We start from the raw sequence: 21,390 nt of genomic DNA, 5'->3' as shown, positions 1-21,390 counted from the left end.
TGGGTGCAAGGAAATCTGCGAAAGAAGGACTGCTTATGACAAGCGACCGCACAAAGGAAATGGATATGCCAGAGCGGGTCCTGCGATGGATCGTTGCATCCGTGGAAGCAGCTTCTGAGGTCCTCCACGTTCAACAGCTTCAGGGAGGAATTTCCTCCCTCATTCATCGTATCACGCTGCGACGATCGGGGGTAGAGCAGAACTATGTTATCCGGCAGTTCAACAACGAGGATTGGCTTCGGGAAGAGCCGGACTTGGCATGGCATGAAGCGGCAAGTCTTCGCCATGCGGAGCGATTGGCGATACCGACGCCAAAGCTGATCGCCTACGACGAAACAGGAGAGCATGGCAATGTTCCTGCAGTGCTCATGTCTCACCTGATCGGCTCCGTTGTTCTAGAGCCCCGTGACAAGCAGGGATGGATCAATGGACTGGCGAGCACACTCGCCACCATACACAACAGAGATACAGACGACTTCCCCTGGAAGTACGCTACATACCAAAACCTCGAAACACTGGAGGCACCGGGTTGGGGAAAGGATCGAGCCATGTGGCAGCAGGTAATCGACTTTGTAAAGCAGCCGCGCCCGGTATTTCCTCCGAGATTTATTCACAGAGACTATCACCCGACCAATGTGCTTTGGGCAAATGGAGAGGTAAGTGGGGTAGTCGATTGGGTGAATGCTTGCGTAGGACCAGTGGGCGTTGATGTAGGTCACTGTCGAGTCAACCTTGCCCAGCTCTATGACGTAGAAACGGCTGATGCGTTTTTGTCGGCGTACCAGCAGGAAGCAGGAGAATCTTTTAGGTATGACCCGTACTGGGACCTTGTTTCCTTGACTGATATTTTGTTTGGACCGCCTCAGGTGTATGCCGGCTGGACAGCACTGGGCTTTACAGGCTTGACCGATGCCTTGATCGCTGATCGTCTCGAAGAATATGCCAAAAGCTTGGTGGAGCGAGTCTCTAGGTGAGGTGATTGGTTTTCGCCTGTTCCCTTCTTATGGTAAAGTGGAAATATTCCTATCCAATAAGGAGGCAAGAGCGGAAATGCAGCCAAAAGAGCCACTCCAATTGGGGCAGCGCATCCATCTGATTGACGGTTTCGACATGGGATGGCCAGAGAGAACAGGCACCTATGTCATTGAGGAAGAACAATTGACTTTGATTGAAACGGGGCCAAGCCCTTCCGTCCCTTATATTCGGGAAGGGTTGGCAAAGCTAGGGTATTCGACAGAGCAAGTCAAATACGTGATCGTGACCCACATACACTTGGACCATGCGGGTGGTGCCGGCTTGTTTTTGCAGGAATGTCCGAATGCGACCATCGTGGTTCATCCAAAGGGAGCGCGTCACTTGGTTGAGCCCAGTAGACTGATAGCAGGTGCACATGCCGTGTACGGTGACCAGTTTGACGAGCTGTTCGACCCGATCGTTCCGGTTCCAGAAGACCGACTGATGATTAAAGCAGACAAAGAGACGCTTCAGATTGGGCCGAATTGCACGTTGGAGTTCATGGATTCTCCAGGGCATGCCAATCACCACTTCAGTATTTACGATCCGGTCAGCAACGGCATGTTTACCGGGGATACCGCTGGCGTGCACTATCCTCAGCTTCGTCAGGAAGGGATCCATTTCGTGTTGCCATCCACGTCACCCAATCAGTTCAATCCAGACAAAATGCTGGCTTCTATCGAACGATATCGGGAACGAAAGCTGGACAGGCTCTACTTCGGACACTTTGGCATGACTGACCAAGTAGAAGACGCATTTCGTCAAGTCAGTGAGTGGCTGCCTGTTTTTGTTCGAGAAGGGGAAGATGTGCTTGCACAAGGCTTGACGCAGGACGATCTCGCGCAAAGGCTCCTGCATCGGGTCACTGATTTTTTGCGCCAATTGGGAGTGGCAGACGAGCATGAGATTTACAAGATCATTCAGGTCGATCTGACTGTCTGCGCCATGGGCATTGTAGATTACCTCCAAAAGAAAAACGGATAAAGCAAGAGCGGCTTTGCCAGCGAGTTCTGGTGGAGCCGCTCTTGTGCTGGGAAGATTTCTAGTTTTTTTTCCTAAGGAATGCTATCATGGTGGGGAAGTATGAGAGCATGGGACAATTGGATAGGAGTACTCGCAAACAGGTGCCTCGCGTTGACAAACGGACGAGGTGAAAAGGGAAGTCGGTGCAAATCCGGCGCGGTCCCGCCACTGTAAAAGGGTGTAACCCGAAAGAAGGGTTTCTCCCCGAAAGCCAGGAGACCTGCCTGTATGCTTACCTGCTGGGTTCCTTCGCGGAAAGGATCGGCCGGATTGATTGTCTATGGCAGATAAAGTTCAATGCGATTTCGCCATTTGGGACCTGAAAAGCCGACCCTTCACTTCTAACGCAGGAGTAAAGGGTCTTTTTGCGCTCGCTTATGGCAGATTCGCCTAGGTCAACGAGAGAAGAAAGGAAGATTTTGAAATGAAACGATTGTGGAAAATGTCCATTCCGTTCCTGGTTGCCGTAAGCCTGGTCGGATGTGGAAATAACCAGCCTGCGCAGCCAGCTCAGCCTGCAGCACAAGAGCAAGCAGCTGCACAGAAACCGGCAGAGGCGACAGCCAAGGAAACGGTATATCCTTTGACAGTCACGGATGCCACGGGAAAAGAAGTGACCTTCCCAAAAGCACCGGAGCGGATTGTTTCGACCTCACCTGCGGAAACAGAAATATTGTTTGCACTAGGGCTGGATGATCGGATCGTCGGAGTATCTGATTACGATGATTATCCTGATGCTGCGAAGTCGAAGCCGAAAGTCGGCGGGGTCGTAAAGCCAAACGAGGAGGCCATTTTGTCCCAAAGTCCTGACTTTGTCATTGGCGGAATCTCCATGGAAAAGCCTGTGGCAGAAAAATTGAAATCGTTGGGTATGCCAGTCTATGTGACACAGCCAAAAAAGCTGGATGATATCATGGGCAACATTCTGGTGATGGGGAAAATTACGAATAAGCAGGAGCAGGCAGAGAAACTGGTCGCGCAAATGAAGGACGACATCGCCCGCGTACAAGATGCCGTGAAAAACGTAAAGCAGGAAGACCGGAAAAAAGTCTATCTGGAGTTCTCTCCTGGCTGGACCGTTGGAAAAGGCGAGTTCATGGACGAACTGATCTCACTTGCCGGTGCGACGAATATTGCTTCGGATACAGTAGGCTGGAATCCGATCAGCGAGGAAAAAATCGTCAAGGATGATCCGGATGTGATCCTGTATGCTAATGGCATCACGGATGAAAAGACAGGGAAGCAGCTTGAGGATATCATCAAGAACCGCAGCGGCTGGGAAAAAATCAAAGCGATTCGTGAGTCGCAAATTTACGGAATGGATCAAAACACGCTGTCTCGCCCAGGCCCGCGGATTACCCAGGGCTTGAAGGAAGTCGCAAAAGCCATTTATCCAGATCTGGTGAAATAGGATGAAAGGGAGACTGGTTATCTGGAGCGGGGCTAGCCTTTTGCTGTTGCTTGCATCCGTGATCATTAGCATTTCGCTTGGAGCAGCGAATTTGCCGCTCTCTCAAGTCTGGCTGATCATGCTGCATCAGGTGCCGGGCCTCTCCGAAATCGTATCAGTGAGCTGGCCTGAGTCAGCCGAGCAGATCGTCATGAAGGTTCGCTTTCCACGGGTGGTACTGGCTATTTTGGTGGGTGCTTGTCTGGCGCTGGCTGGGGCTGGGTTTCAAGGAGTACTCCGAAATTCCTTGGCTGATCCGTATACCATGGGAGTGGCTTCCGGATCGGCCGTAGGGGCAGCCTTCCTGATTCTGTTTGGCCTGCATATTTCCTTTCTTGGCGAGTGGAGTACGCCTGTTATAGCGTTTTTTACAGGCTTTCTCAGCTTGTGGATCGTAATGCGCTTGGCGAATACACAGGGGAAGCTGCAGACGGAGACGCTGCTATTGTCTGGTGTTGTCGTTCAGGCTTTTCTCGGCTCACTCGTGTCCTTTATGGTCTCGCTCTCGGACCAGACCGTCAATGAAATTGTATTCTGGTTGATGGGAAGCCTGTCTTTTCGCGGCTGGCAGTTTACGTATGTGTTGTTTCCCTATCTGCTCGTCGGCTTGATCATTTTGACAACGTATTCGCGTGCACTAAATCTGTTTGCGCTAGGGGAAAGGCAGGCAGCTCACCTCGGGGTGCATGTGGATCGGACGAAGCTCGTCGTGCTGATTGTCGCAACGCTTTTAACGGCTGCAGCTGTTTCCATTTCCGGAATTATCGGTTTCGTCGGGCTAGTCGTTCCCCACCTCGTACGCATGATGGTCGGACCAGATTATCGAATCCTTTTACCGATGTCCACGATTTTTGGCGGAATTTACGTCCTTTGGGCAGATACGCTGGCCCGGATGCTGCTTGTGCCGACAGAGATTCCATTGGGTGTCGTTACGGCATTCCTGGGTGCACCGTTTTTTGCCTACCTTTTGAAAAAGAATAAGCGGGTTGGAGGGAGATAAGTCCAGTGATTGAGGTAGCTTCCGTACATAAATCGTACAACGGCAAGCAGGTCGTGAAGGGCGCCCGCTTTTCCATAGCTCGTGGCGAGTTTTTTGGCATTATCGGCCCAAATGGAAGCGGAAAATCTACCCTGCTGAAAATGATCTCAGGGGTTGTGCCTGCAGATGGCGGTGAAATTTCCCTGGATGGCAAACGAATGGGCTCCTATTCCCGCAAAGAGCTTGCGCGCCTTTTGGCTGTCCTCGAGCAGGAAGCCCTCCCTCCCGTGGGTTTTCGCGTGCGAGAGGTGCTGGAGATGGGCAGATTTCCTTATCAGAACTGGTTGGGAGAAGAACCAGAGGACCCGACTCCCTTGATTGAAGAAGTCATTGAAAAGCTTGGACTCGGCGAGCTTACCGAGCGTACGCTGGACCAGCTAAGCGGAGGAGAAAAGCAGCGTGTCGCTTTAGGGAAAGCTTTGGTACAAAAGCCAAGGGTGCTGCTGCTGGATGAACCGACGACGTTTTTGGATATTGGGTACCAGATACAGCTGATGGATATTGCCCGCAGCTGGCAGAAGAATACGCAAGTAACAGTCGTAGCTGTCCTGCATGATCTAAATTTGGCTTCGCTCTACTGTGATCGGATTCTGATGCTGCACAAAGGAAATCAAATCAGTGTAGGGAACCCCCAGGATATTTTGCAAAGCGCGCTGATTGAACAAGTGTACGGAACGAAACCAATCGTAATGGAGCATCCCGTGCATCATCGTCCACAGATCATTCTGCAAGCAGGATCTTGATAGATAAGGGGGAACCACATGGTCGTGCTGATTACGGGTGGCGCCAAGAGTGGCAAAAGCTCATTCGCCGAAAAATATGCGGCGCGTCTGGGTGCAAAGGGGATCTATATCGCTACTTCTCCCGTTTTTGATGAAGAACTCGAGGAGAGGGTCAAAAAGCATCAGCTGCGCAGAGCACAGGCAGCTATTCCATGGGATACCATCGAAGAGCCGCATGAGTTAAATGCCATTCTACGAGAGCTGGCTGCAGCCGCAAAGCTGTGGGAGGAGGAGACGGTAGTTGTGGTGGACTGTCTGATCCTCTGGCTTTCGAATTGGCTGCTGCGTTTTGAGCAGGACAGGGAAGTGGAACGAATCGAGGAGCAAATGGCGTTACTTGTGGATACGCTGCGAGCCTTCCCCGGAACCCTGCTGCTGGTGACCAACGAGGTCGGATACGGCATCGTTCCCGAATATCCGCTGGGGCGCCTGTTTCGCGATCTGGCAGGTGTCATGAACCAGCGAATTGCCGCGGTATGCGATCGGGTCTTTCTCGTTACGGCTGGTATTCCGGTTGAATTGAAAAGCAGGGAGTTCATTTTCTAAGGCGCGGACCTGAAGCAGGTTCGCGTTTTCGTCTTTTTTGTGGTATAATAAAAGAAAAGCAATGGAAGGGATCAGGATACCATGCGTCCCTATAGGACGATCTGGAAACGTTTTGACCTCTCCTACATCTAGCTTCGTAGTAGTCGTTCGTCACTTTTAGACGACCAGCCTACTACGGAAGCGAGGTCTTTTGTATGAGTAGCGACTTATACCTGCGAATTACCTCCATAGTCGGTTGGCCGTCTGTGCCAAAACCGACAAAATTGCGGGGAATTCATGATGAGGAGAGCGCTGCAAGTAATCCGACGGTATAGTTTGATTTTGTTTGGCGCGTGTTTATTAGCTTTTACCTACTATCACATTAATTTTCAAAACCACCTGTCTGAGGGTGGATTCGTTGGTCTGGGTCTGGTGGCGAAATACGCTTTTGACCTGTCTCCAGCGACCGTGATGCTCTTGCTCGACATCCCACTTTTTTTGGTGGCTTGGCTGGTAAGAGGACGTCAATTCATTGGGGATACGATCTTGGCATCCCTGTCGTTTACCGTTTTCTATGATTTGTTTGAACGGTATTCGCCGCTTGTTGTTGACTTGAGCAGCATGATGCCTGTGGCCTCTATTCTTTCCGGTATTTTGACTGGATTGGGTACGGGATTGGTACTGCGATTTGGTGCAGCTACCGGAGGGGACGATATTTTGTCCTTGCTGCTGAGCAAATACACGGGCCTTTCGATTGGTACCATTTTTCTCTTGCTGGACGTCATGGTTTTGACATTGTCTTTCTGGTATGTGCCTGTAAAAGAAATGGTCTTTACGATCTTGGCCGTTGTCATTTCCAGTCGTGTCATTACGTGGACAGTGACTTCCCATGCAGTGGTTGCCGAAGAAGTCGAAGAGGGTCATGGAAGTGTATCCGTGACACACAGATAATAGTGAGATTCTTGTTGAAAGACGTGCGAATAGAAAAGAAAATGGGAAAGACCTTGCCTAAAGGATTGGGCAAGGTCTTTTTTACGTAATATTTGGTACCGTAATATTTCGCGCGCGAGTAGATAATATCGAATAGGAATGCCATCATCTTATGTAGGACGAAAGAAAGGAAATGCGTATGAGCGAAAATTTCTTTGGAAACTACAAGGAATTTGTGGTCATCCCCATGGAAGAAAATGAGGAAGGAATTGAGGAGGTCTTTGTCCCACAGGATTATTCGATTCATTACATTCTCACCTTCTCGTTGTACGATTCCTGCATCTCAAGCTGGAGAGAGGCGAGTAAATACCATCTGGACGCCGAGAAAAGCTTGAGAAAAGTGGTGGAGGAGCTCAACGCAAAAAAGAAAGGGATCGTTCGCCTGGAATTGCTGGAAATAGATGATAAGACAACTTATTTTGTAGTAGCATTATCTTGGAAAGACCAGAAAGAAGAGGAAGAAGCTGTTCGACGCAACATCCAATATTTTTTGGAAAAAGATCTTTCGACGGACCTGCTGATTGGGGAGAAGTGGTACCAGCTAATCGGCGCCAAAGGTAAGTTTGAGCGACGCCTTTTTGCCTACAACATGGAAAAATACGAAGCACATCGATCGTCCTAAAGGAAAAACTGGGCATAATATCCTGTATTTTAGACAAAACGTGAGTAATGTGATGCAGGGAGACTTTGAAGCGAAGGCGAATCAAGGCATAAGTAGGAGATAACCATAGCAGAATAATTGTGTCCTCGCGTGAAAATCGGTTCCAATGTAACATAAATCCCATCACATATACATCCGATACCAGAATAGAGACGAAAAAGGGAGACAGGGGAACATATGCCTACATACTACTACTTCAGTTGCCAGAAATGCCGAACTCGCGGGGGAGTTTTCGGTGAACAGGCATGGGGTTGGGGGAACTTTGACATGATCGAATCCTTCAAATACCTTGCCCATCATATTCATACATGCGGAGAAGATTCCATCCGTGTCATCTCCGAAGAGGAAGATCATTATATTGATCAATTACATACGGAATACAATCACTTTTTAGAAGAAACAAAACATATTTTTCCCCATTCAAAGGACTGGGCCTTCCTTGTCAATTGGAAGGATTTATCCGTGGATGATTTAAAGGAGAAGTGGGTCGAAGAAAATCGGATTGGCTACGAGGATGAACGGACGAAAGTCACGGGCGTTCTCGAGCAATACGAGCTGATTCAAGCGGATGATGGACATCCCCGTTACCATGGCTACGTCATGCCAAAGGAAGGGGAGCGGGTAGCCGTAATCGGAAGTGCCAGACAATTGCCTCTTGTAGGTAGATCCTATATCATCATAGGGGTGGGGCGGGAACACGCAGAATTGGGAAACGTACTGGAAATACATAAAATCATTCCTGACTCCTAATACTGAAAGGGGCATTTTTTCATGAGCATCGATCGAGTCGGACAAGCTTTGGAAAAAGTGAGAGCGGTGAATCCGCTCATTCATAATATCACGAACGTTGTCGTCACCAATTTTACGGCCAATGGACTATTGGCACTCGGAGCCTCTCCCGTGATGGCGTATGCCAAGCAAGAGGTTGCGGACATGGCAAAAATAGCAGGTGCACTCGTGCTGAATATGGGGACTTTGGATGACAAGGTTGTGGAAGCCATGCACATCGCAGGGAAATCTGCGAACGAACACGGTGTTCCGGTACTCTTTGACCCGGTGGGGGCAGGAGCAACCGCTTATCGTACGGAAACAGCGCAGGAATTGGTCAAGAGCGTAGCCGTTTCCATTGTGCGAGGGAACGCGGCCGAGATCGCGAATGTAGTTGGGGAGTCTTGGGAAATCAAAGGCGTCGACGCGGGAGAAGGTAAAGGAGATCCTGTGTCGCTGGCGAAACAGGCGGCGAAAAGGCTGGGGACAATTGTCGCAATCACTGGCAAGGAAGACGTAATCACAGATGGGGAGCGCACCTATGTGATTCGTAACGGCCATCCGATTCTGACCAAAGTAACCGGAACGGGCTGCCTGTTGACATCGGTTATGGGGGCGTTTGCAGCAGTAGGCGAGGACAGACTGTTTGCAGGAGCTGCTGCACTGGTGTGCTATGGGGTAGCGGCAGAAAAAGCAGCCGCGAAAGCTGCTGGAGAAGGTCCGGGCAGCTTCCAAATTCAATTTTTGAACGAATTGGCAGCGATGACTGTAGATGATGTGCATAGAGAAGGACAGCTGGAATTCCTCGAATAAGCTCCTCCTTGAAAGAGGTTCATCGTCATAGCAACTGGTTCCTGCAAATAAAAAATCCCCCCAAAGTGGGGAGAAAATGATCCGGACTATGACTAGGCTAAGTATGTTAGGGCGTAGCTGTAATTGCGTAACGCATATGATAGCAGCTTCTTCTGATGTTCGGAAAGAGCGAGGAATATGAATTCGACTTGATCATTTTCGTAAGGACGCAAATAGAACTGGGAGATTCCATGGCAAATGATTTCTCTCTTTAACGCCACTGCCACCTTGGCGTCCGTGCAGATGTGCAATTCCACGGTGCTACCCTCCTTGGACATTAACTAGAGTACCAAATAATTACTGGGAAATGCATACAATTTGTGGCAGGATCATGTCCAAGTTGTTACCGATTTTTGTATGAAGATCGACTACAAAGAGTATTCTGTCAATGGTCGCTTTAGCGGTTATCTGGGATGCATTTACTGCGTGTAAAATAAGCTGAGATCATGGCAGCTACTCTGCCCTTTTCGGTGGAGAGATCATGCTTTTTGCTTGCCAAGCATCTGAGCAGCTCCTTGTCGCAGCTGCAAGAAAAATAACCGCGCTTTTCGTAGCAGCGATCGTGCCTTTTGCAGCATCTGTCGATCTCGTCGATCGGTGCACCAGGTCCAGAACAACCGGGGCCGCACCAATTTCCATACAAACAAGGCAATTGATTTCGACGGCGCTTTTTATTGAACAATGAGCATCACCACGCTTGTAAGAGTTACTGTTAGATTATTGGAACAGGGGCAGGAATGCTTTAGGCAGGATGCCCTTCTTTTGGAGAAAGATCTCCATTTTGCTCCGAGGAAAGGGAGCCGAATTTTGACATTTTTTTATCAGCCAAAACTTCTAAAACAACCCTTGAAATCATAGAAAAGATATGATAGATTATTTCTTGCCGAGCAAGTTGGCAAAATAATAGGGATGGATGTCCGAGCGGCCGAAGGAGCACGATTGGAAATCGTGTAGGCGGGGTCGACCCGTCTCGTGGGTTCAAATCCCACTCCATCCGCCATATTTTGGCCCGTTGGTGAAGCGGTTTAACACAGCAGCCTTTCACGCTGTCATTCAGGGGTTCGAATCCCCTACGGGTCACCTATTCATGCGGACGTAGCTCAATTGGTAGAGCGTCGCCTTGCCAAGGCGAAGGTCGAGGGTTCGAGACCCTTCGTCCGCTCCATCGTATTTTTAGCTTCGTAATGATTAGGAAAAAACTTGGCGGTGTAGCTCAGCTGGTTAGAGCGTTCGGTTCATACCCGAAAGGTCGGGGGTTCGATTCCCTCCGCCGCTACCAAATAGATCGACTGTATGGCGGTCGTGGCGAAGGGGTTAACGCACCGGATTGTGGCTCCGGCACTCGTGGGTTCAAGTCCCATCGATCGCCCCATACGTTTTGAAAAGAGTGTGATGGAGAGATCTCTGTCACACTCTTTTTTGTTTGCCTAAAGCATCATGAAAAAGCTCCGCTCCTTACCTGACGAGAGGCAAGGAACGGAGCTTTTTGGCTGTTCCAAAGAAGTAGGGAGTGAAGTTTTACTTTTGCAGCATTTGCTTGACTAGCTCACGGTTTCGCTGCTTGAAAATCTCATTGTGGGAAGAAACCATTCCGTAAGAATTCGCTTCAGGCTGTACAAATTGCTTGGCTTTGTTAACAGCGTTCGCAGCGTCCTGGAAGGCACCTGCGATCAAGTGTAGCTTGCCGTCGTAATGAACAATATCACCGGCAGCATACAGCCCTGGGATCGACGATTCTCCGTTTGAGCTAGCAGCTACGTAGAAATCTTCAACCAATTGAATGTCCAAGCTGCTGTTGCGCAAAAGGCTCGAATCCCGCTCGTATCCGTGGTTGATGATCACATCATCGACAGCGAGAGTCGTGACCTCACCTGTATCATGATTGGTCAGTTCTACATACTCAACGACCTCGCGATTGGCAGAAGCGACGAGTCGCGTGATGGTGGTTTGGAAGAAGCAGGTAGCCGAGCTGGTCATGAGCTGAGTGACTTGGGCTTCATGTGCGGACAGGTTTTCTTTCCGGTATGTCAGATAAACCTTCTTTGCGATCGGCTCCAATTCGTTCGCCCAATCGATCGCGGAATTCCCTCCGCCTGAGATGATGACCGTTTTGTCCTGGAAGTAGTTGATCGACTTTACTGTGTAGTGAAGATTGGAAACCTCGAACTTCTCTGCCCCCTCCAGATCCAGCTTTTGCGGGGTCAAAATTCCGCCGCCGACAGCGACGATGACGGTTTTGGAGTAGTGCAGCTTGCCAGACGCTGTATGCAGAATAAAAATTCCGGTTTCATCGCGAGAGATCGATTCTACTTTCTCATTTAATACGACTTCAGGATGGAAGGTAAGCCCTTGCGCGATTAGCTGCTCGATGAGTTTGGCACCCGTAATCGGTGTCTGTCCCCCCACGTCCCAGATCATTTTCTCCGGGTACACATGGATTTTTCCGCCCAAATGCGGCTGGAACTCCATCAGCTTTGTTTTCATTTCGCGAAGTCCGCTATAGAAAGTGGAGTAAAGCCCTGCCGGACCTCCACCAATAATGGTAACGTCAAATAAATCGTACTGCTCCATATCCATCACTCCTGCTATTATATGTAAGTGATTCTCATTCTCAACAAATTATAATGCCTTTTCTTGCTCATGACAACCTAATTAAGTATTGACAGTAAAAATGAACACCCTTTATAGTATAATACGAAATTGATAATCATTATCAGGATCTCCCCTAAACTTTTTTCACAAATGGAGGGTACATAATGGCTCGCCTGTATACCGAGGATTTGAGCATTGGCTATGGTGAACGACTGATTGTAAAAACACTCAGCGTGCAAATTCCAGATAAAAAAATCACGACCATCATCGGTTCCAATGGTTGCGGGAAATCTACGCTTCTCAAGGCTATGACACGGATCATTTCCCATCAGGGCGGAACGGTCATTTTGGATGGAGAGAGCATTTCCAAAGAAAATACGAAGGTTCTTGCGAGAAAAATGGCCATCCTGCCACAAACACCGGAAAGTGCAAGTGGACTAACAGTAGGCGAGCTGGTTTCCTATGGACGGTTTCCTTATCAAAGCGGGCTTGGTCGGTTGACCAAAAAAGACTACGAAGCGATCGACTGGGCGCTTGAGGTTACGGGAACCAAGGAATTCAAATATCGTCCTGTAGATGCCCTGTCAGGTGGACAACGCCAACGGGTCTGGATTGCCATGGCGCTCGCGCAGGAGACGGAAATTATCTTCCTGGACGAACCGACTACCTATTTGGATCTGGCCCATCAGTTGGAAGTCCTCGAGCTTTTGCAAAAGCTCAATGTCGAGCAGGACCGTACGATCGTCATGGTCTTGCATGATTTGAACCAAGCCGCACGTTTTGCCGACTACATGATTGCTCTAAAAGACGGGCAGGTCGTGAAGGCTGGCGGATGCGAAGACGTTATGAAGCCAGACGTACTGAAAAAAGTATTCCAGATTGACGCCGAAATCGGACGAGATCCTCGGACAAACAAACCTATGTGTATCACGTACAACTTGGCTAAAGGGGAATAGACATCATGAAAAAAATGTGGTTTACGCTTACACTAGTCTTCGTATTTATTCTCAGTGCTTGCGGCAGTCAGCAACCGGAAGCCAGCAACAACGCCAGCTCGGCTGCACCGACACAGGAAGCAAAAACAGGCACGATTACTTATCAATCGGAAACAGGGCCAGTCGAAGTGCCAGCAGACCCGAAACGGGTTGTCGTACTCGCTTCCTACGCAGGCAATGTGATGGCACTGAATGTGAATCTGGTTGGGGTAGACGCTTGGGCGAAGAAGAACCCACGCTTTAACGACAAACTCAAAGACGTTGCTGAAGTCTCAGAAGAGAACATCGAAAAAATTATCGAGCTGGATCCGGATCTGATCCTGGCCCTGTCTGATGTGAAAAACCTCGACAAGCTAAGGCAAATCGCTCCGACTGTTACCTTTACATACGGGAAGCTTGATTATTTGAGCCAGCATGTTGAAATCGGGAAATTGCTGAACAAAGAAAAGGAAGCACAAGCTTGGGTCGATGATTTCAAAAAGCGCATGGAAGAAACAGGGAAAGAAATCAAAGCAAAAATCGGTGACAACGCGACGGTATCAGTTATTGAAAACTTCGATAAACAGCTTTATGTATACGGGGACAACTGGGGGCGCGGTACAGAGATTCTCTTTCAGGGGATGAAGCTGAACATGCCTGAGAAAGTAAAAGAAACGGCTCTCAAGGAAGGCTATTTTGCGCTCTCCTTGGAGGTATTGCCTCAATTTGCGGGAGACTATGTCATCTTGTCCAAAAACAAGGACACTCACAATTCCTTCCAAGAGACGGAAACGTATAAAAACATGCCAGCGGTCAAAAACAATCACGTATTTGAAGCGAACATGAACGAGTTTTATTTTAACGATCCGCTTACCCTGGAGTATCAATTGTCATTTTTCAGCGAGCATTTCCTTGGAAAAAAATAAGGGACACGTTAGGAGGAATTCTTTTCTGGAAGTGAGATGGCAAATGACAAACGATAATCGACGCTATTTATTTGGGCCGAAGCTGGTCGCTTCGTTTCTTGTTTTTTTGGTGATGTTCGCCATCGCCATGGTTTTGGGAGCAGCAGATACCAGCTTGAGGGATGTATGGATGGCGCTGACGACGCGGGCAGCTGGCGAAAAAATGTCACTTCTACGAGAAATTCGTCTGCCTCGAGAGGTCGCTGCCATCTTCGTGGGATCGGCATTGTCCGTCGCAGGAGCGATCATGCAAGGGATGACGAGAAACCCTCTGGCCGATCCGGGATTGCTCGGGCTGACAGCAGGAGCGAACGCTGCTCTGGCCATCACGATTGCCTTGATTCCTACAGCGAACTATTTAGGCATCATGGTGGCATGCTTCATCGGCGCGGCAATAGGCGCCCTGCTCGTTTTTGGCATGGGTTCGCTGAAAAAAGGTGGATTTTCGCCGCTGCGTATGGTGCTGGCGGGATCAGCGGTTTCAGCCTTTTTATACGCGGTAGCAGAAGGGGTAGCGCTTCACTTCAAAGTTTCCAAGGATGTCTCCATGTGGACAGCAGGGGGCGTCGTTGGAACATCGTGGAGTCAGCTGCAGATCATCATTCCCTTTATCACGATCGGAATCATTCTGGCCGTCATTTTGTCCAGACAGCTGACGATTCTCAGCTTGAGTGAAGAGGTTGCAGTGGGGCTAGGACAAAAAACGATGCTGATCAAAACCATTCTCTTCATTGTGATGATCCTGCTCGCAGGAGCTTCGGTAGCGCTTGTAGGAAATATGGCGTTCATTGGTCTGATGATTCCCCATCTAGTGCGTCCGCTGGTTGGCACGGATTACCGCTACATCATTCCGATGTCTGCTGTGATCGGAGCTGCTTTTATGCTGCTGGCAGATACACTCGGGAGAACCGTCAATGCGCCTTACGAGACTCCCGTAGTCGCATTGGTTGCGGTGCTGGGATTACCCTTCTTCCTTTTCATCGTCCGGAAAAGGGGGAAATCGTTTCTATGATTCATCCAGCTCTTGTTAGAAAACAACGAATTCTCTTGTTCGTGCTTTTGGCAATGACAGCAGTCATTATCGTGATCGGCATGGGAATGGGCTATTCTTCGCTGTCCTATGACCGTTTGCTGCCCACTATGCTGGGGGAGGGTACATTTAAAGAAGAGTTTGTGCTGTTTGAAGTTCGACTGCCGAGGTTGATTATTACGTGGCTGGCAGGAATGGCTTTGGCCTTATCGGGTGCTATTCTCCAGGGCGTTACTCGAAACGACCTGGCAGAACCGGGGGTAATCGGGATCAATTCCGGTGCGGGTGTCGCGATTTCGTTGTTCTTTTTGTTTGCTCCTATTGACGCGGGGGCGTTTGCCTACCTGCTGCCGGTCATTGCGTTTGCAGGGGCGATCCTTACGGCATTGTGCGTCTATTTCTTTTCGTTTAGCAAGCTTACAGGGTTGCAGCCGGTGAGAGTCGTACTGATTGGGGTAGGCTTTTCCATGGCGTTATCCGGAGCCATGATTGTCCTCATATCGTCAGCAGAGAGGGAAAAAGTAGACTTTATCTCCAAATGGCTGGCAGGGAATATATGGGGAGCCGATTGGCCGTTCATTTGGGCTATTTTGCCTTGGCTGGTTATTCTGATACCCTTTACGCTATACAAGGCCAACCGCTTGAACCTGTTATCGTTAAATGAGCCTGTTGCGATTGGCGTAGGGCTCGCAGTAGAAAAGGAACGCTTGATCCTGCTGCTGACAGCTGTCGCTTTGGCTGCCTCTGCTGTTTCGGTAACAGGAGGGATCGCGTTTATCGGTCTCTTGGCACCACATTTGGCAAAAGCACTCGTAGGTCCCCGGCATCAGCTGAATGTGCCGGTAGCCATTGTTCTCGGCGGAGCGCTGCTGCTGCTGGCAGACACGATTGGACGCAATCTCGCTGACCCGGAAGGAATACCAGCGGGAATCATGGTAGCCTTGATCGGGGCACCGTACTTTATGTACTTGTTGTGGAAGAAATCTTAGAGATGGGAAAGAGCAGGGGCCAGTGGCTTCCTGCTCTTTTTTCTATCTCTATCCTACATGACGACTCTGTGCCCGAGCTTCAGCGAAATGCGTTCGGAAGCCTCCACGATCAAATGCTTGAAGCCGTCTAGTTGGTCGTCGATTTCCACCGCGGGACCGATGATTCCAATGGCGGCAATCGCCTCGTTATTAAGTCCAATGACCGGAGAGCCGATTCCAGTCACACCGAGGTTGGTTTCATTTGTCTCAATATAGTATCGATCGGATCGGATCTGCTTCAGCCGTTCGCGTACGACTGACGGATCTCTCAGCGTATGCGTCGCATGCTCAGTGACAGGTAATCGCAGAATCCGCTCGATTTCCTTGTCAGGCAAAAAGGCGAGGAGAGCAGGACCGAGGACACCGTAAATATAGGGCCGTCGCTGGCCGACAAAGGATGAGAATTTCAATCCCTCTTGCTTCTCTTTTTTGAAGATATAGAGGATTTCGTCCGCATCTTTCGCCGCCATGAGAACCGTTTGACCCGTTTTGAGCTGCAGGTCTGCCAAGATATCTTCTGCTTCCTTGCTGACATCGAGGACAGATGAGAGCAGGAAGCCGAACTCCAAAAGACGCAGCCCGGGCTTGTATTGCAGGCTTTTTTCATCAAACTTCACAAGTCCGCGCGTTTCTAGGGTGCACAAGATGCGATAGACAGTAGAGTGAGGGATTTTCGTCAGATGAGTGATCTCTTCGATGGTGAGGCTGGGTCTATCGATTGTAAACGCTTGCAGAATATCGACGGCTCTGTTTATCGAGCGGATCGGGTTCATATTTACATCACGCATAAGGACCTCCAAAATGACCAAATGTATCTTTTTTCATATCAAGTATACACAGCATGACCAAGAAAAACGAACAAGATTTTACAAAACGAGAGCTTTAGATTTAATTTTCAAAAAACATTGACTACTTTTTTGGTTTTTGTTACCTTTAATTCAGAAAACGAGTTGATAAACTCACTATACGAGTAGAGAGGGTGTAAGTAAAGTGAAAATTGCGCTATTTAATCATTTTCTTCCCGGAGTCGTCGAGGGAAATCGCATTTATGATCTCTCATCGGTGATCTCCTGGGACCAAGCCAACCCGCAAGCTTCCCTCATTCGCCTCATGGAGCGATTTGAGGATCTGAAGCCGCAAATAGAAGATGCCCTTTCTCAGGTTCCGTCCTACGCCCTAGAGGACGTTCGTCTGCAGCCGCCTGTCCCGCAGCCAACCAAGATTGTGGCGGCGCCGGTCAATTACTACTTGCATCAGGATGAGATGAATGAGCAATTCAGCAACGCCGAATACACCATTGAAAAGCTCGGTTTTTTCTTGAAAGCGCCTTCCTCTATTATCGGGCCTGGCGATACTGTGAAGCTGCCGTTTCGCGAGAGAAGAACGGATCATGAAGCGGAGCTGGCTTTCGTAGTCGGAAAGCAGGCCAAAGATGTCCTGGCATCGGAGGCGCATCGTTACATATTTGGTTACTTTGCCTTGATGGATATCACGGTACGGGGAAAGGAAGATCGCCCGTGGCGCAAGTCATTTGATACGTTTACCCCCATTGGTCCTTGGATTGTGACGGCTGATGAAGTAAACAATCCGAACGAATTGGGCTTTCAATTGTGGGTGAATCAAGACGTGCGTCAATCCGCCAACACAAAAGATTTGATCTACAACTGCTATAAATTCTTTGAGGTAGCCTCTGCTGCGATGACACTCGAACCCGGAGACATTTTGACAACCGGGACGCCTGAGGGAGTCGGCCCAATCGAGGGAGGCGACACGATCCGTATCCAGATCGACAGAATCGGCGAATTCAGTGTCTCTGTTGAATACAAGTAGGGAGGAGTTTTGGCGATATGAAACAGTCCGTTGATTTGCATTCGTTTCACGAAAAGCTGGACCGTAACAATCTGGGGCCACTGTGGGCATCGATCCATGATCTGAATACCATTGAACCGAAAGCAAGACCCATCCCTTACTTATGGAAACGGGAGCTGATTGAAAAGCATCTGGAGGAAGCGGAAGATTTGCTCCAGGTAGGGGACGGCGCAGACAGGAGAGCTGTTTTTCTGATCAATCCAGGCATGAAGGATTTGATCCCTTATGGCTGGGGGGGAGCTACCCATACGCTATACGCGGCTGTGCAAGCAGTCAAACCGGGAGAGATTGCTCCGGCCCATCGGCATACGACGACAGCCCTGCGCTTCATTATGAAAGGCGAGGGTGGATCAGGACGTGTAAACGGAGAAAAAATCCCCTTTGAACCGGGCGACTATCTGATTACCCCTACGTGGACGTGGCACGATCATACCAATCAAGGCGAAGAGACCATCATGTGGATGGATTGCCTCGATGTTCCCTTTACTTTGTTCATGAATGTGTGCTTTACCGAGTTTTACCCCGAAAAGCAACAAGAGCTGCTCGTCCCGGATGATTACAGCTCAAAACGTTATCAGGGCGGCATGGTTCGTCCCATTTCGGATCGGAGTCCGAGTATCGCGCCATTGGGCCGGTACAAGTGGGAGCTGACCCAAAAAGGCCTGGATGGACTCAGTGAATTTGAGCCGGATCCCTTTGACGGCTATGCGATCGAGTACATCAATCCTTCGACAGGCAAAGATGCGAATAATCGGATTGGCGCGCGCATGCAAAAGCTTCCCCCGAAATTCTTTGGAAAAGCGCATCGCCATGTGCACAGCAATGTGTATCACGTATTTAAAGGCAGCGGCTACACCGTGATGAACGGAGTGAAGTTTGAATGGTCAGAGGGAGATTTCTTCGTCATTCCGCCGTGGGTCTGGCATGAGCACGTGAATCTGTCGGAAACAGAAGACGCTCTGCTCTTTTCTACGAATGATTTGCCGATTATGGAAGCGTTCGATTTCGAGCGGAAGGAAGAATACCGGGAAAACGGTGGCTCGCAAATCATTACCGAGGTTTTCGTACCGATTGAGGAATAATCCTGATTCAAGCAAAGGAGTGGAGACACCATGTTCAAGGATCCTATTGTTATCGCTGGAGCTGGCCCCGTAGGAATGACGGTCGCAGACATCCTGTCACTGAAAGGAATACCGGTTGTTGTTTTGGAGAAGGGCTCAACACCGAGTCGGGAATGGCGTGCTTCTACCTTTCATGCGGGGACGATGGAGCTGCTAGAGCCTTTTGGTGTAGCTGACGAGCTCATGAAGAGAGGGCTGCCGGCGGATAAAGTCCAATACCGGGATCGCAAAACGGGATTGTATGCGGAATTCGACTTTAGCCTTTTAAAGGATGAAACGAAATATCCGTTCCGTCTGCAATGCTCGCAGGCCACCTATGTTGAGATTTTGGCGCAGCGCCTCAGCACGCGCCCACACGCCAAGCTGCTGTTCGATTCTGAAGTAGTTGATTTTGAACAAGATGAAAGCGGTGTCAATGTTACGGTACAGACACCTTCGGGAAGCTATCAAATTCGCACACCGTACCTCTTGGGGGCAGATGGAGGAAGAAGCACTGTCCGCAAAAAGCTGGGAGTGGGATTCGATGGCTATACGCTGGAAGAAAGATGGCTGCTGGTAGGAACCCCCGTACCTTTTGATCGGTATATTCCTGATCTCGCTTTTGTGAATTACATTTCGGACCCGGAAGAGTTCCTGTTCATTCTGCGTGTTCCGGAAGCATGGCGTTTCCTGTACCCGATCTCACCTGAGACAAGCGATGAGGTAGCGCTCAATCCCGAGAACATCCAAAAAACGTTGCAAAAGGCGCTTCATACGACAGATACCTTTCCGATCGTAGAAAATACCATTTACAAAATCCATCAGCGCGTGGCGGATTCCTTTTATGACGGGCGCGTGATTCTATTGGGAGATGCGGCGCACATCAATAGCCCGATGGGAGGCTTGGGCCTGAACAGCGGTATCCACGACGCGATTGATCTGAGCATCCGTCTGCTGCGTATCAGCGAAGGGGCAGAGTCTGGACCGGAATTCGATACCTACAACGAAGTGCGCCGTCGGGTGGCTTTGGAATACGTTCGGAAAATTAGCGAAAAAAATACAAACGTCGTAAAAGAAAAGGATCCAGCTCATCGCCTGCAGCTGCAAAAGGAGATGGCAGAGCTGGCCGCGGATCCGGAAAGAGCGAAGAAATGGCTCCTGGCTTCGGCCATGATCGCCAGTGCACGAGAAGAAGGAATCGGCGAGCTTCCGAAAACCCAAGTCTAGTTTCGTAGAAAGCGAGGGCGAGAAAAGGATGAGTGTGGGCCGCATACATTTGCTGATCAATAATGAAGAGGTTCCGACTGAAAATTATATGGAAGTGCGAGATCCGGGCCGCCTGTCAGATGTGGTAGGGCTGGTAGCAAAAGGCTCGACCCAGCATGTGGGAATGGCAGTAGAAGCAGCCCATCAGGCATTCCTCTCGTGGCGCAAGACTCCGTTGCACGAGCGGATGGCTCTTTTGAAGCAGGCAGCCTCCCTCTTAGAAAAAGAAGCCTCCGATTTGGCTGTTATGGTATCGAGAGAAAATGGGATGCTTCTTTCGACAACGAAGCTGGAGATCACGCATCTGGCGATCTCTGCGATCAAAAATACAGTTGAGCTGGCCCAGACCTTTTTCCAAGAGACACGGGTGGAAGATGCACAGAGCTGGGTGAGTGTGGAGAAAAGACCGATCGGGGTCATCGCGGGCATCGTCCCCTGGAATGCTCCGCTTGTCCTGACGATGCAAAAAGTTGCTCCGGCACTGATTGCCGGCAACACGATTGTCATCAAGCCTTCTCCTTTTGCCCCTATGGGAGCATCTACGGTATTGAAAAAGATGGCAGCGCTTTTTCCACCGGGCGTGATCTCCGTCATTCATGGTGATGCCGATGTAGGCAAGGCTTTGACGACACATCCGCTCGTACGGAAAGTTTCGTTCACCGGTGGCGGAAGAACCGCAGCGCATGTGATGAGGGATGCGGCGGATGCTCTGAAAAGCGTTCACTTCGAATTGGGAGGAAACGACCCTGCGATCGTTCTCGACGATGCAAACTTGGATGAGGTCGTCCCGAAAATAGCAGCAGGGGTATTTCGGCGGTCCGGACAGGTCTGTTTTGCAATCAAGCGAATCTACGTACCCCAGCATTTGTACGATTCCTTTCATGCGAAGCTTTGTGAATATGTGGACTCGTTCAAAATCGGACACGGGCTGAATGAACAAGCTACCTTTGGGCCGCTCAACAATAAGCAGCAATACCAGTACGTGCAGGATTTGACGGCGCGATTGAAAAATAGCCAGGCGACGGTCTCTCATCTGGGAACAAAGCTGGAGCCAGACAACTGGGAGAACGGCTACTACCTGCAGCCAGCGGTCGTCAGGGATGTGGAGCCAGGGCAGGAAATCGTGACTTGTGAGCAGTTTGGCCCCGTGATTCCCCTGATCTCGTATCGAACGGAAGAAGAAGTAGTGGAGATGGCGAATCAAACGGAGTACGGCTTGGGATCATCTGTCTGGTCCGCTGATCCGGACAGGGCAATGCGTCTCGCGCGTGACCTTGAAGCTGGAATGACCTTTGTCAATGGTCATGGTCAAACACCACTTGGATACCGTCATATGCCGTTTGGTGGAGTGAAGCAGAGCGGGATCGGGAGGGAGAATGGGGAAGTGGGACTTGCGGAATACATCGAATACCACGCCATCAATCTCCATCGGACAACTTGAGAGAAGAGGAGGAGTTGGCAA

Annotated in this window: 22 protein-coding genes, 5 tRNA genes and 1 riboswitch; of the genes, 23 read left to right on the top strand and 4 right to left on the bottom strand. The window is 49.7% G+C overall.

Going from position 1 to position 21,390, the window contains the following annotated elements:
* Positions 1–35: 35 nt before the first annotated feature.
* The 10 genes from ACLIN2_RS20010 (at position 36) to thiM (ending at position 9,065) form a co-directional block, all read left to right on the top strand.
* On the top strand, positions 36–974 hold the full coding sequence (locus ACLIN2_RS20010) for a phosphotransferase family protein (RefSeq protein ID WP_411501923.1): 939 nt from the start codon (positions 36–38) through the stop codon (positions 972–974).
* 76 nt (positions 975–1,050) lie between these two features.
* Positions 1,051–1,998, top strand: a complete 948-nt coding sequence (locus ACLIN2_RS20005) for an MBL fold metallo-hydrolase (RefSeq protein WP_411501922.1) — start codon at positions 1,051–1,053, stop codon at positions 1,996–1,998.
* A gap of 121 nt (positions 1,999–2,119) precedes the next feature.
* Positions 2,120–2,280: riboswitch (cobalamin riboswitch) on the top strand.
* Positions 2,281–2,461: 181 nt separating this feature from the next.
* Positions 2,462–3,448, top strand: coding sequence for an ABC transporter substrate-binding protein (locus ACLIN2_RS20000; RefSeq protein ID WP_411501921.1), 987 nt, complete (start codon positions 2,462–2,464; stop codon positions 3,446–3,448).
* Between the two features lies 1 nt (position 3,449).
* A complete protein-coding gene (locus ACLIN2_RS19995; RefSeq protein WP_411501920.1) occupies positions 3,450–4,487 on the top strand; it encodes a FecCD family ABC transporter permease in 1,038 nt (345 codons plus the stop codon).
* Between the two features lie 5 nt (positions 4,488–4,492).
* Positions 4,493–5,269: an ABC transporter ATP-binding protein gene (locus ACLIN2_RS19990; RefSeq protein ID WP_411501919.1), complete on the top strand. Its 777-nt coding sequence runs from the start codon at positions 4,493–4,495 to the stop codon at positions 5,267–5,269.
* 18 nt (positions 5,270–5,287) lie between these two features.
* Entirely contained in the window at positions 5,288–5,854 is a 567-nt protein-coding gene (gene cobU / locus ACLIN2_RS19985; RefSeq protein ID WP_411501918.1) for a bifunctional adenosylcobinamide kinase/adenosylcobinamide-phosphate guanylyltransferase, read from the top strand.
* 276 nt (positions 5,855–6,130) lie between these two features.
* Positions 6,131–6,784, top strand: coding sequence for a YitT family protein (locus ACLIN2_RS19980; RefSeq protein ID WP_411501917.1), 654 nt, complete (start codon positions 6,131–6,133; stop codon positions 6,782–6,784).
* 178 nt (positions 6,785–6,962) lie between these two features.
* Positions 6,963–7,445, top strand: a complete 483-nt coding sequence (locus ACLIN2_RS19975; protein WP_122959841.1) for a hypothetical protein — start codon at positions 6,963–6,965, stop codon at positions 7,443–7,445.
* Between the two features lie 306 nt (positions 7,446–7,751).
* Positions 7,752–8,234 (top strand): hypothetical protein, encoded by a 483-nt coding sequence (locus ACLIN2_RS19970; RefSeq protein WP_246071060.1) that lies wholly within the window; start codon positions 7,752–7,754, stop codon positions 8,232–8,234.
* 21 nt (positions 8,235–8,255) lie between these two features.
* Positions 8,256–9,065 carry a hydroxyethylthiazole kinase gene (thiM, locus tag ACLIN2_RS19965; RefSeq protein WP_411501916.1) on the top strand — a complete coding sequence of 270 codons (810 nt, stop codon included), beginning with the start codon at positions 8,256–8,258 and terminating at the stop codon, positions 9,063–9,065.
* Between the two features lie 92 nt (positions 9,066–9,157).
* Here thiM and ACLIN2_RS19960 read toward each other — a convergent pair whose 3' ends face one another.
* Both ACLIN2_RS19960 and ACLIN2_RS19955 read right to left on the bottom strand, forming a co-directional pair.
* Positions 9,158–9,361 carry a hypothetical protein gene (locus ACLIN2_RS19960; RefSeq protein WP_092267669.1) on the bottom strand — a complete coding sequence of 68 codons (204 nt, stop codon included), beginning with the start codon at positions 9,359–9,361 and terminating at the stop codon, positions 9,158–9,160.
* A gap of 140 nt (positions 9,362–9,501) precedes the next feature.
* Positions 9,502–9,747: a phospholipase A2 family protein gene (locus ACLIN2_RS19955; protein ID WP_092267912.1), complete on the bottom strand. Its 246-nt coding sequence runs from the start codon at positions 9,745–9,747 to the stop codon at positions 9,502–9,504.
* Between the two features lie 264 nt (positions 9,748–10,011).
* On the opposite strand from ACLIN2_RS19955, the gene ACLIN2_RS19950 reads away from it, so the two are divergent.
* From ACLIN2_RS19950 to ACLIN2_RS19930, 5 genes are all read left to right on the top strand, one after another.
* Positions 10,012–10,104 (top strand) — tRNA-Ser (locus ACLIN2_RS19950).
* A gap of 6 nt (positions 10,105–10,110) precedes the next feature.
* A tRNA-Glu gene (locus ACLIN2_RS19945) sits at positions 10,111–10,184 on the top strand.
* Positions 10,185–10,193: 9 nt separating this feature from the next.
* Positions 10,194–10,269, top strand: a tRNA-Gly gene (locus tag ACLIN2_RS19940).
* A 37-nt stretch (positions 10,270–10,306) separates the two neighbouring features.
* Positions 10,307–10,383: transfer RNA gene (locus tag ACLIN2_RS19935), tRNA-Met, on the top strand.
* Positions 10,384–10,400: 17 nt separating this feature from the next.
* Positions 10,401–10,476, top strand: a tRNA-His gene (locus ACLIN2_RS19930).
* 146 nt (positions 10,477–10,622) lie between these two features.
* Here the strand turns inward: ACLIN2_RS19930 and ACLIN2_RS19925 are convergent.
* The gene (locus ACLIN2_RS19925; RefSeq protein WP_400587154.1) at positions 10,623–11,675 is read right to left on the bottom strand and encodes an NAD(P)/FAD-dependent oxidoreductase; all 1,053 of its coding nucleotides are present in this window, start codon (positions 11,673–11,675) and stop codon (positions 10,623–10,625) included.
* A 185-nt stretch (positions 11,676–11,860) separates the two neighbouring features.
* Here ACLIN2_RS19925 and ACLIN2_RS19920 point away from each other — a divergent pair, with 185 nt between their 5' ends.
* The 4 genes from ACLIN2_RS19920 to ACLIN2_RS19905 are packed head-to-tail and all read left to right on the top strand — an operon-like array spanning position 11,861 to position 15,654.
* Complete coding sequence (locus ACLIN2_RS19920) at positions 11,861–12,652, top strand: ABC transporter ATP-binding protein (protein ID WP_411501915.1); 792 nt, start codon at positions 11,861–11,863, stop codon at positions 12,650–12,652.
* 5 nt (positions 12,653–12,657) lie between these two features.
* Entirely contained in the window at positions 12,658–13,596 is a 939-nt protein-coding gene (locus ACLIN2_RS19915; RefSeq protein ID WP_411501914.1) for an iron-hydroxamate ABC transporter substrate-binding protein, read from the top strand.
* A gap of 43 nt (positions 13,597–13,639) precedes the next feature.
* Complete coding sequence (locus ACLIN2_RS19910; protein WP_310237576.1) at positions 13,640–14,647, top strand: FecCD family ABC transporter permease; 1,008 nt, start codon at positions 13,640–13,642, stop codon at positions 14,645–14,647.
* A complete protein-coding gene (locus ACLIN2_RS19905; RefSeq protein ID WP_411501913.1) occupies positions 14,644–15,654 on the top strand; it encodes a FecCD family ABC transporter permease in 1,011 nt (336 codons plus the stop codon). The genes ACLIN2_RS19910 and ACLIN2_RS19905 overlap by 4 nt, the downstream gene beginning before the upstream one ends.
* Positions 15,655–15,707: 53 nt before the next feature.
* On the opposite strand, the gene ACLIN2_RS19900 is transcribed toward ACLIN2_RS19905, so the two are convergent.
* Positions 15,708–16,481, bottom strand: coding sequence for an IclR family transcriptional regulator (locus ACLIN2_RS19900; RefSeq protein ID WP_411501912.1), 774 nt, complete (start codon positions 16,479–16,481; stop codon positions 15,708–15,710).
* A 202-nt stretch (positions 16,482–16,683) separates the two neighbouring features.
* On the opposite strand from ACLIN2_RS19900, the gene ACLIN2_RS19895 reads away from it, so the two are divergent.
* Genes ACLIN2_RS19895 through ACLIN2_RS19880 form a run of 4 tightly spaced genes read left to right on the top strand, consistent with a single transcriptional unit; the run spans position 16,684 to position 21,369 of the window.
* Entirely contained in the window at positions 16,684–17,523 is an 840-nt protein-coding gene (locus ACLIN2_RS19895) for a fumarylacetoacetate hydrolase family protein (protein ID WP_411501911.1), read from the top strand.
* A 17-nt stretch (positions 17,524–17,540) separates the two neighbouring features.
* Positions 17,541–18,644 carry a cupin domain-containing protein gene (locus ACLIN2_RS19890; protein WP_092267677.1) on the top strand — a complete coding sequence of 368 codons (1,104 nt, stop codon included), beginning with the start codon at positions 17,541–17,543 and terminating at the stop codon, positions 18,642–18,644.
* A 30-nt stretch (positions 18,645–18,674) separates the two neighbouring features.
* The gene (locus ACLIN2_RS19885; RefSeq protein WP_092267678.1) at positions 18,675–19,889 is read left to right on the top strand and encodes an FAD-dependent oxidoreductase; all 1,215 of its coding nucleotides are present in this window, start codon (positions 18,675–18,677) and stop codon (positions 19,887–19,889) included.
* 28 nt (positions 19,890–19,917) lie between these two features.
* A complete protein-coding gene (locus ACLIN2_RS19880) occupies positions 19,918–21,369 on the top strand; it encodes an aldehyde dehydrogenase family protein (protein ID WP_411501910.1) in 1,452 nt (483 codons plus the stop codon).
* Positions 21,370–21,390: the final 21 nt, after the last annotated feature.

The sequence above is a fragment of the Brevibacillus centrosporus genome (genome assembly GCF_046622605.1).
Lineage (GTDB): Bacteria > Bacillota > Bacilli > Brevibacillales > Brevibacillaceae > Brevibacillus > Brevibacillus centrosporus.
This window is presented reverse-complemented; position numbering and strand designations above follow the sequence as displayed.

Coding starts and splice junctions, on each gene's coding strand:
- ACLIN2_RS19890 (WP_092267677.1), top strand. CDS start 17,541: ATGAAACAGTCCGTTGATTTGCATTCGTTTCACGAAAAGCTGGACCGT.
- ACLIN2_RS20005 (WP_411501922.1), top strand. CDS start 1,051: ATGCAGCCAAAAGAGCCACTCCAATTGGGGCAGCGCATCCATCTGATT.
- ACLIN2_RS19975 (WP_122959841.1), top strand. CDS start 6,963: ATGAGCGAAAATTTCTTTGGAAACTACAAGGAATTTGTGGTCATCCCC.
- ACLIN2_RS19995 (WP_411501920.1), top strand. CDS start 3,450: ATGAAAGGGAGACTGGTTATCTGGAGCGGGGCTAGCCTTTTGCTGTTG.
- ACLIN2_RS20000 (WP_411501921.1), top strand. CDS start 2,462: ATGAAACGATTGTGGAAAATGTCCATTCCGTTCCTGGTTGCCGTAAGC.
- ACLIN2_RS19980 (WP_411501917.1), top strand. CDS start 6,131: ATGATGAGGAGAGCGCTGCAAGTAATCCGACGGTATAGTTTGATTTTG.
- ACLIN2_RS20010 (WP_411501923.1), top strand. CDS start 36: ATGACAAGCGACCGCACAAAGGAAATGGATATGCCAGAGCGGGTCCTG.
- cobU (WP_411501918.1), top strand. CDS start 5,288: ATGGTCGTGCTGATTACGGGTGGCGCCAAGAGTGGCAAAAGCTCATTC.
- thiM (WP_411501916.1), top strand. CDS start 8,256: ATGAGCATCGATCGAGTCGGACAAGCTTTGGAAAAAGTGAGAGCGGTG.
- ACLIN2_RS19905 (WP_411501913.1), top strand. CDS start 14,644: ATGATTCATCCAGCTCTTGTTAGAAAACAACGAATTCTCTTGTTCGTG.
- ACLIN2_RS19885 (WP_092267678.1), top strand. CDS start 18,675: ATGTTCAAGGATCCTATTGTTATCGCTGGAGCTGGCCCCGTAGGAATG.
- ACLIN2_RS19880 (WP_411501910.1), top strand. CDS start 19,918: ATGAGTGTGGGCCGCATACATTTGCTGATCAATAATGAAGAGGTTCCG.
- ACLIN2_RS19915 (WP_411501914.1), top strand. CDS start 12,658: ATGAAAAAAATGTGGTTTACGCTTACACTAGTCTTCGTATTTATTCTC.
- ACLIN2_RS19910 (WP_310237576.1), top strand. CDS start 13,640: ATGACAAACGATAATCGACGCTATTTATTTGGGCCGAAGCTGGTCGCT.
- ACLIN2_RS19970 (WP_246071060.1), top strand. CDS start 7,752: ATGATCGAATCCTTCAAATACCTTGCCCATCATATTCATACATGCGGA.
- ACLIN2_RS19900 (WP_411501912.1), bottom strand. CDS start 16,481: ATGCGTGATGTAAATATGAACCCGATCCGCTCGATAAACAGAGCCGTC.
- ACLIN2_RS19920 (WP_411501915.1), top strand. CDS start 11,861: ATGGCTCGCCTGTATACCGAGGATTTGAGCATTGGCTATGGTGAACGA.
- ACLIN2_RS19925 (WP_400587154.1), bottom strand. CDS start 11,675: ATGGAGCAGTACGATTTATTTGACGTTACCATTATTGGTGGAGGTCCG.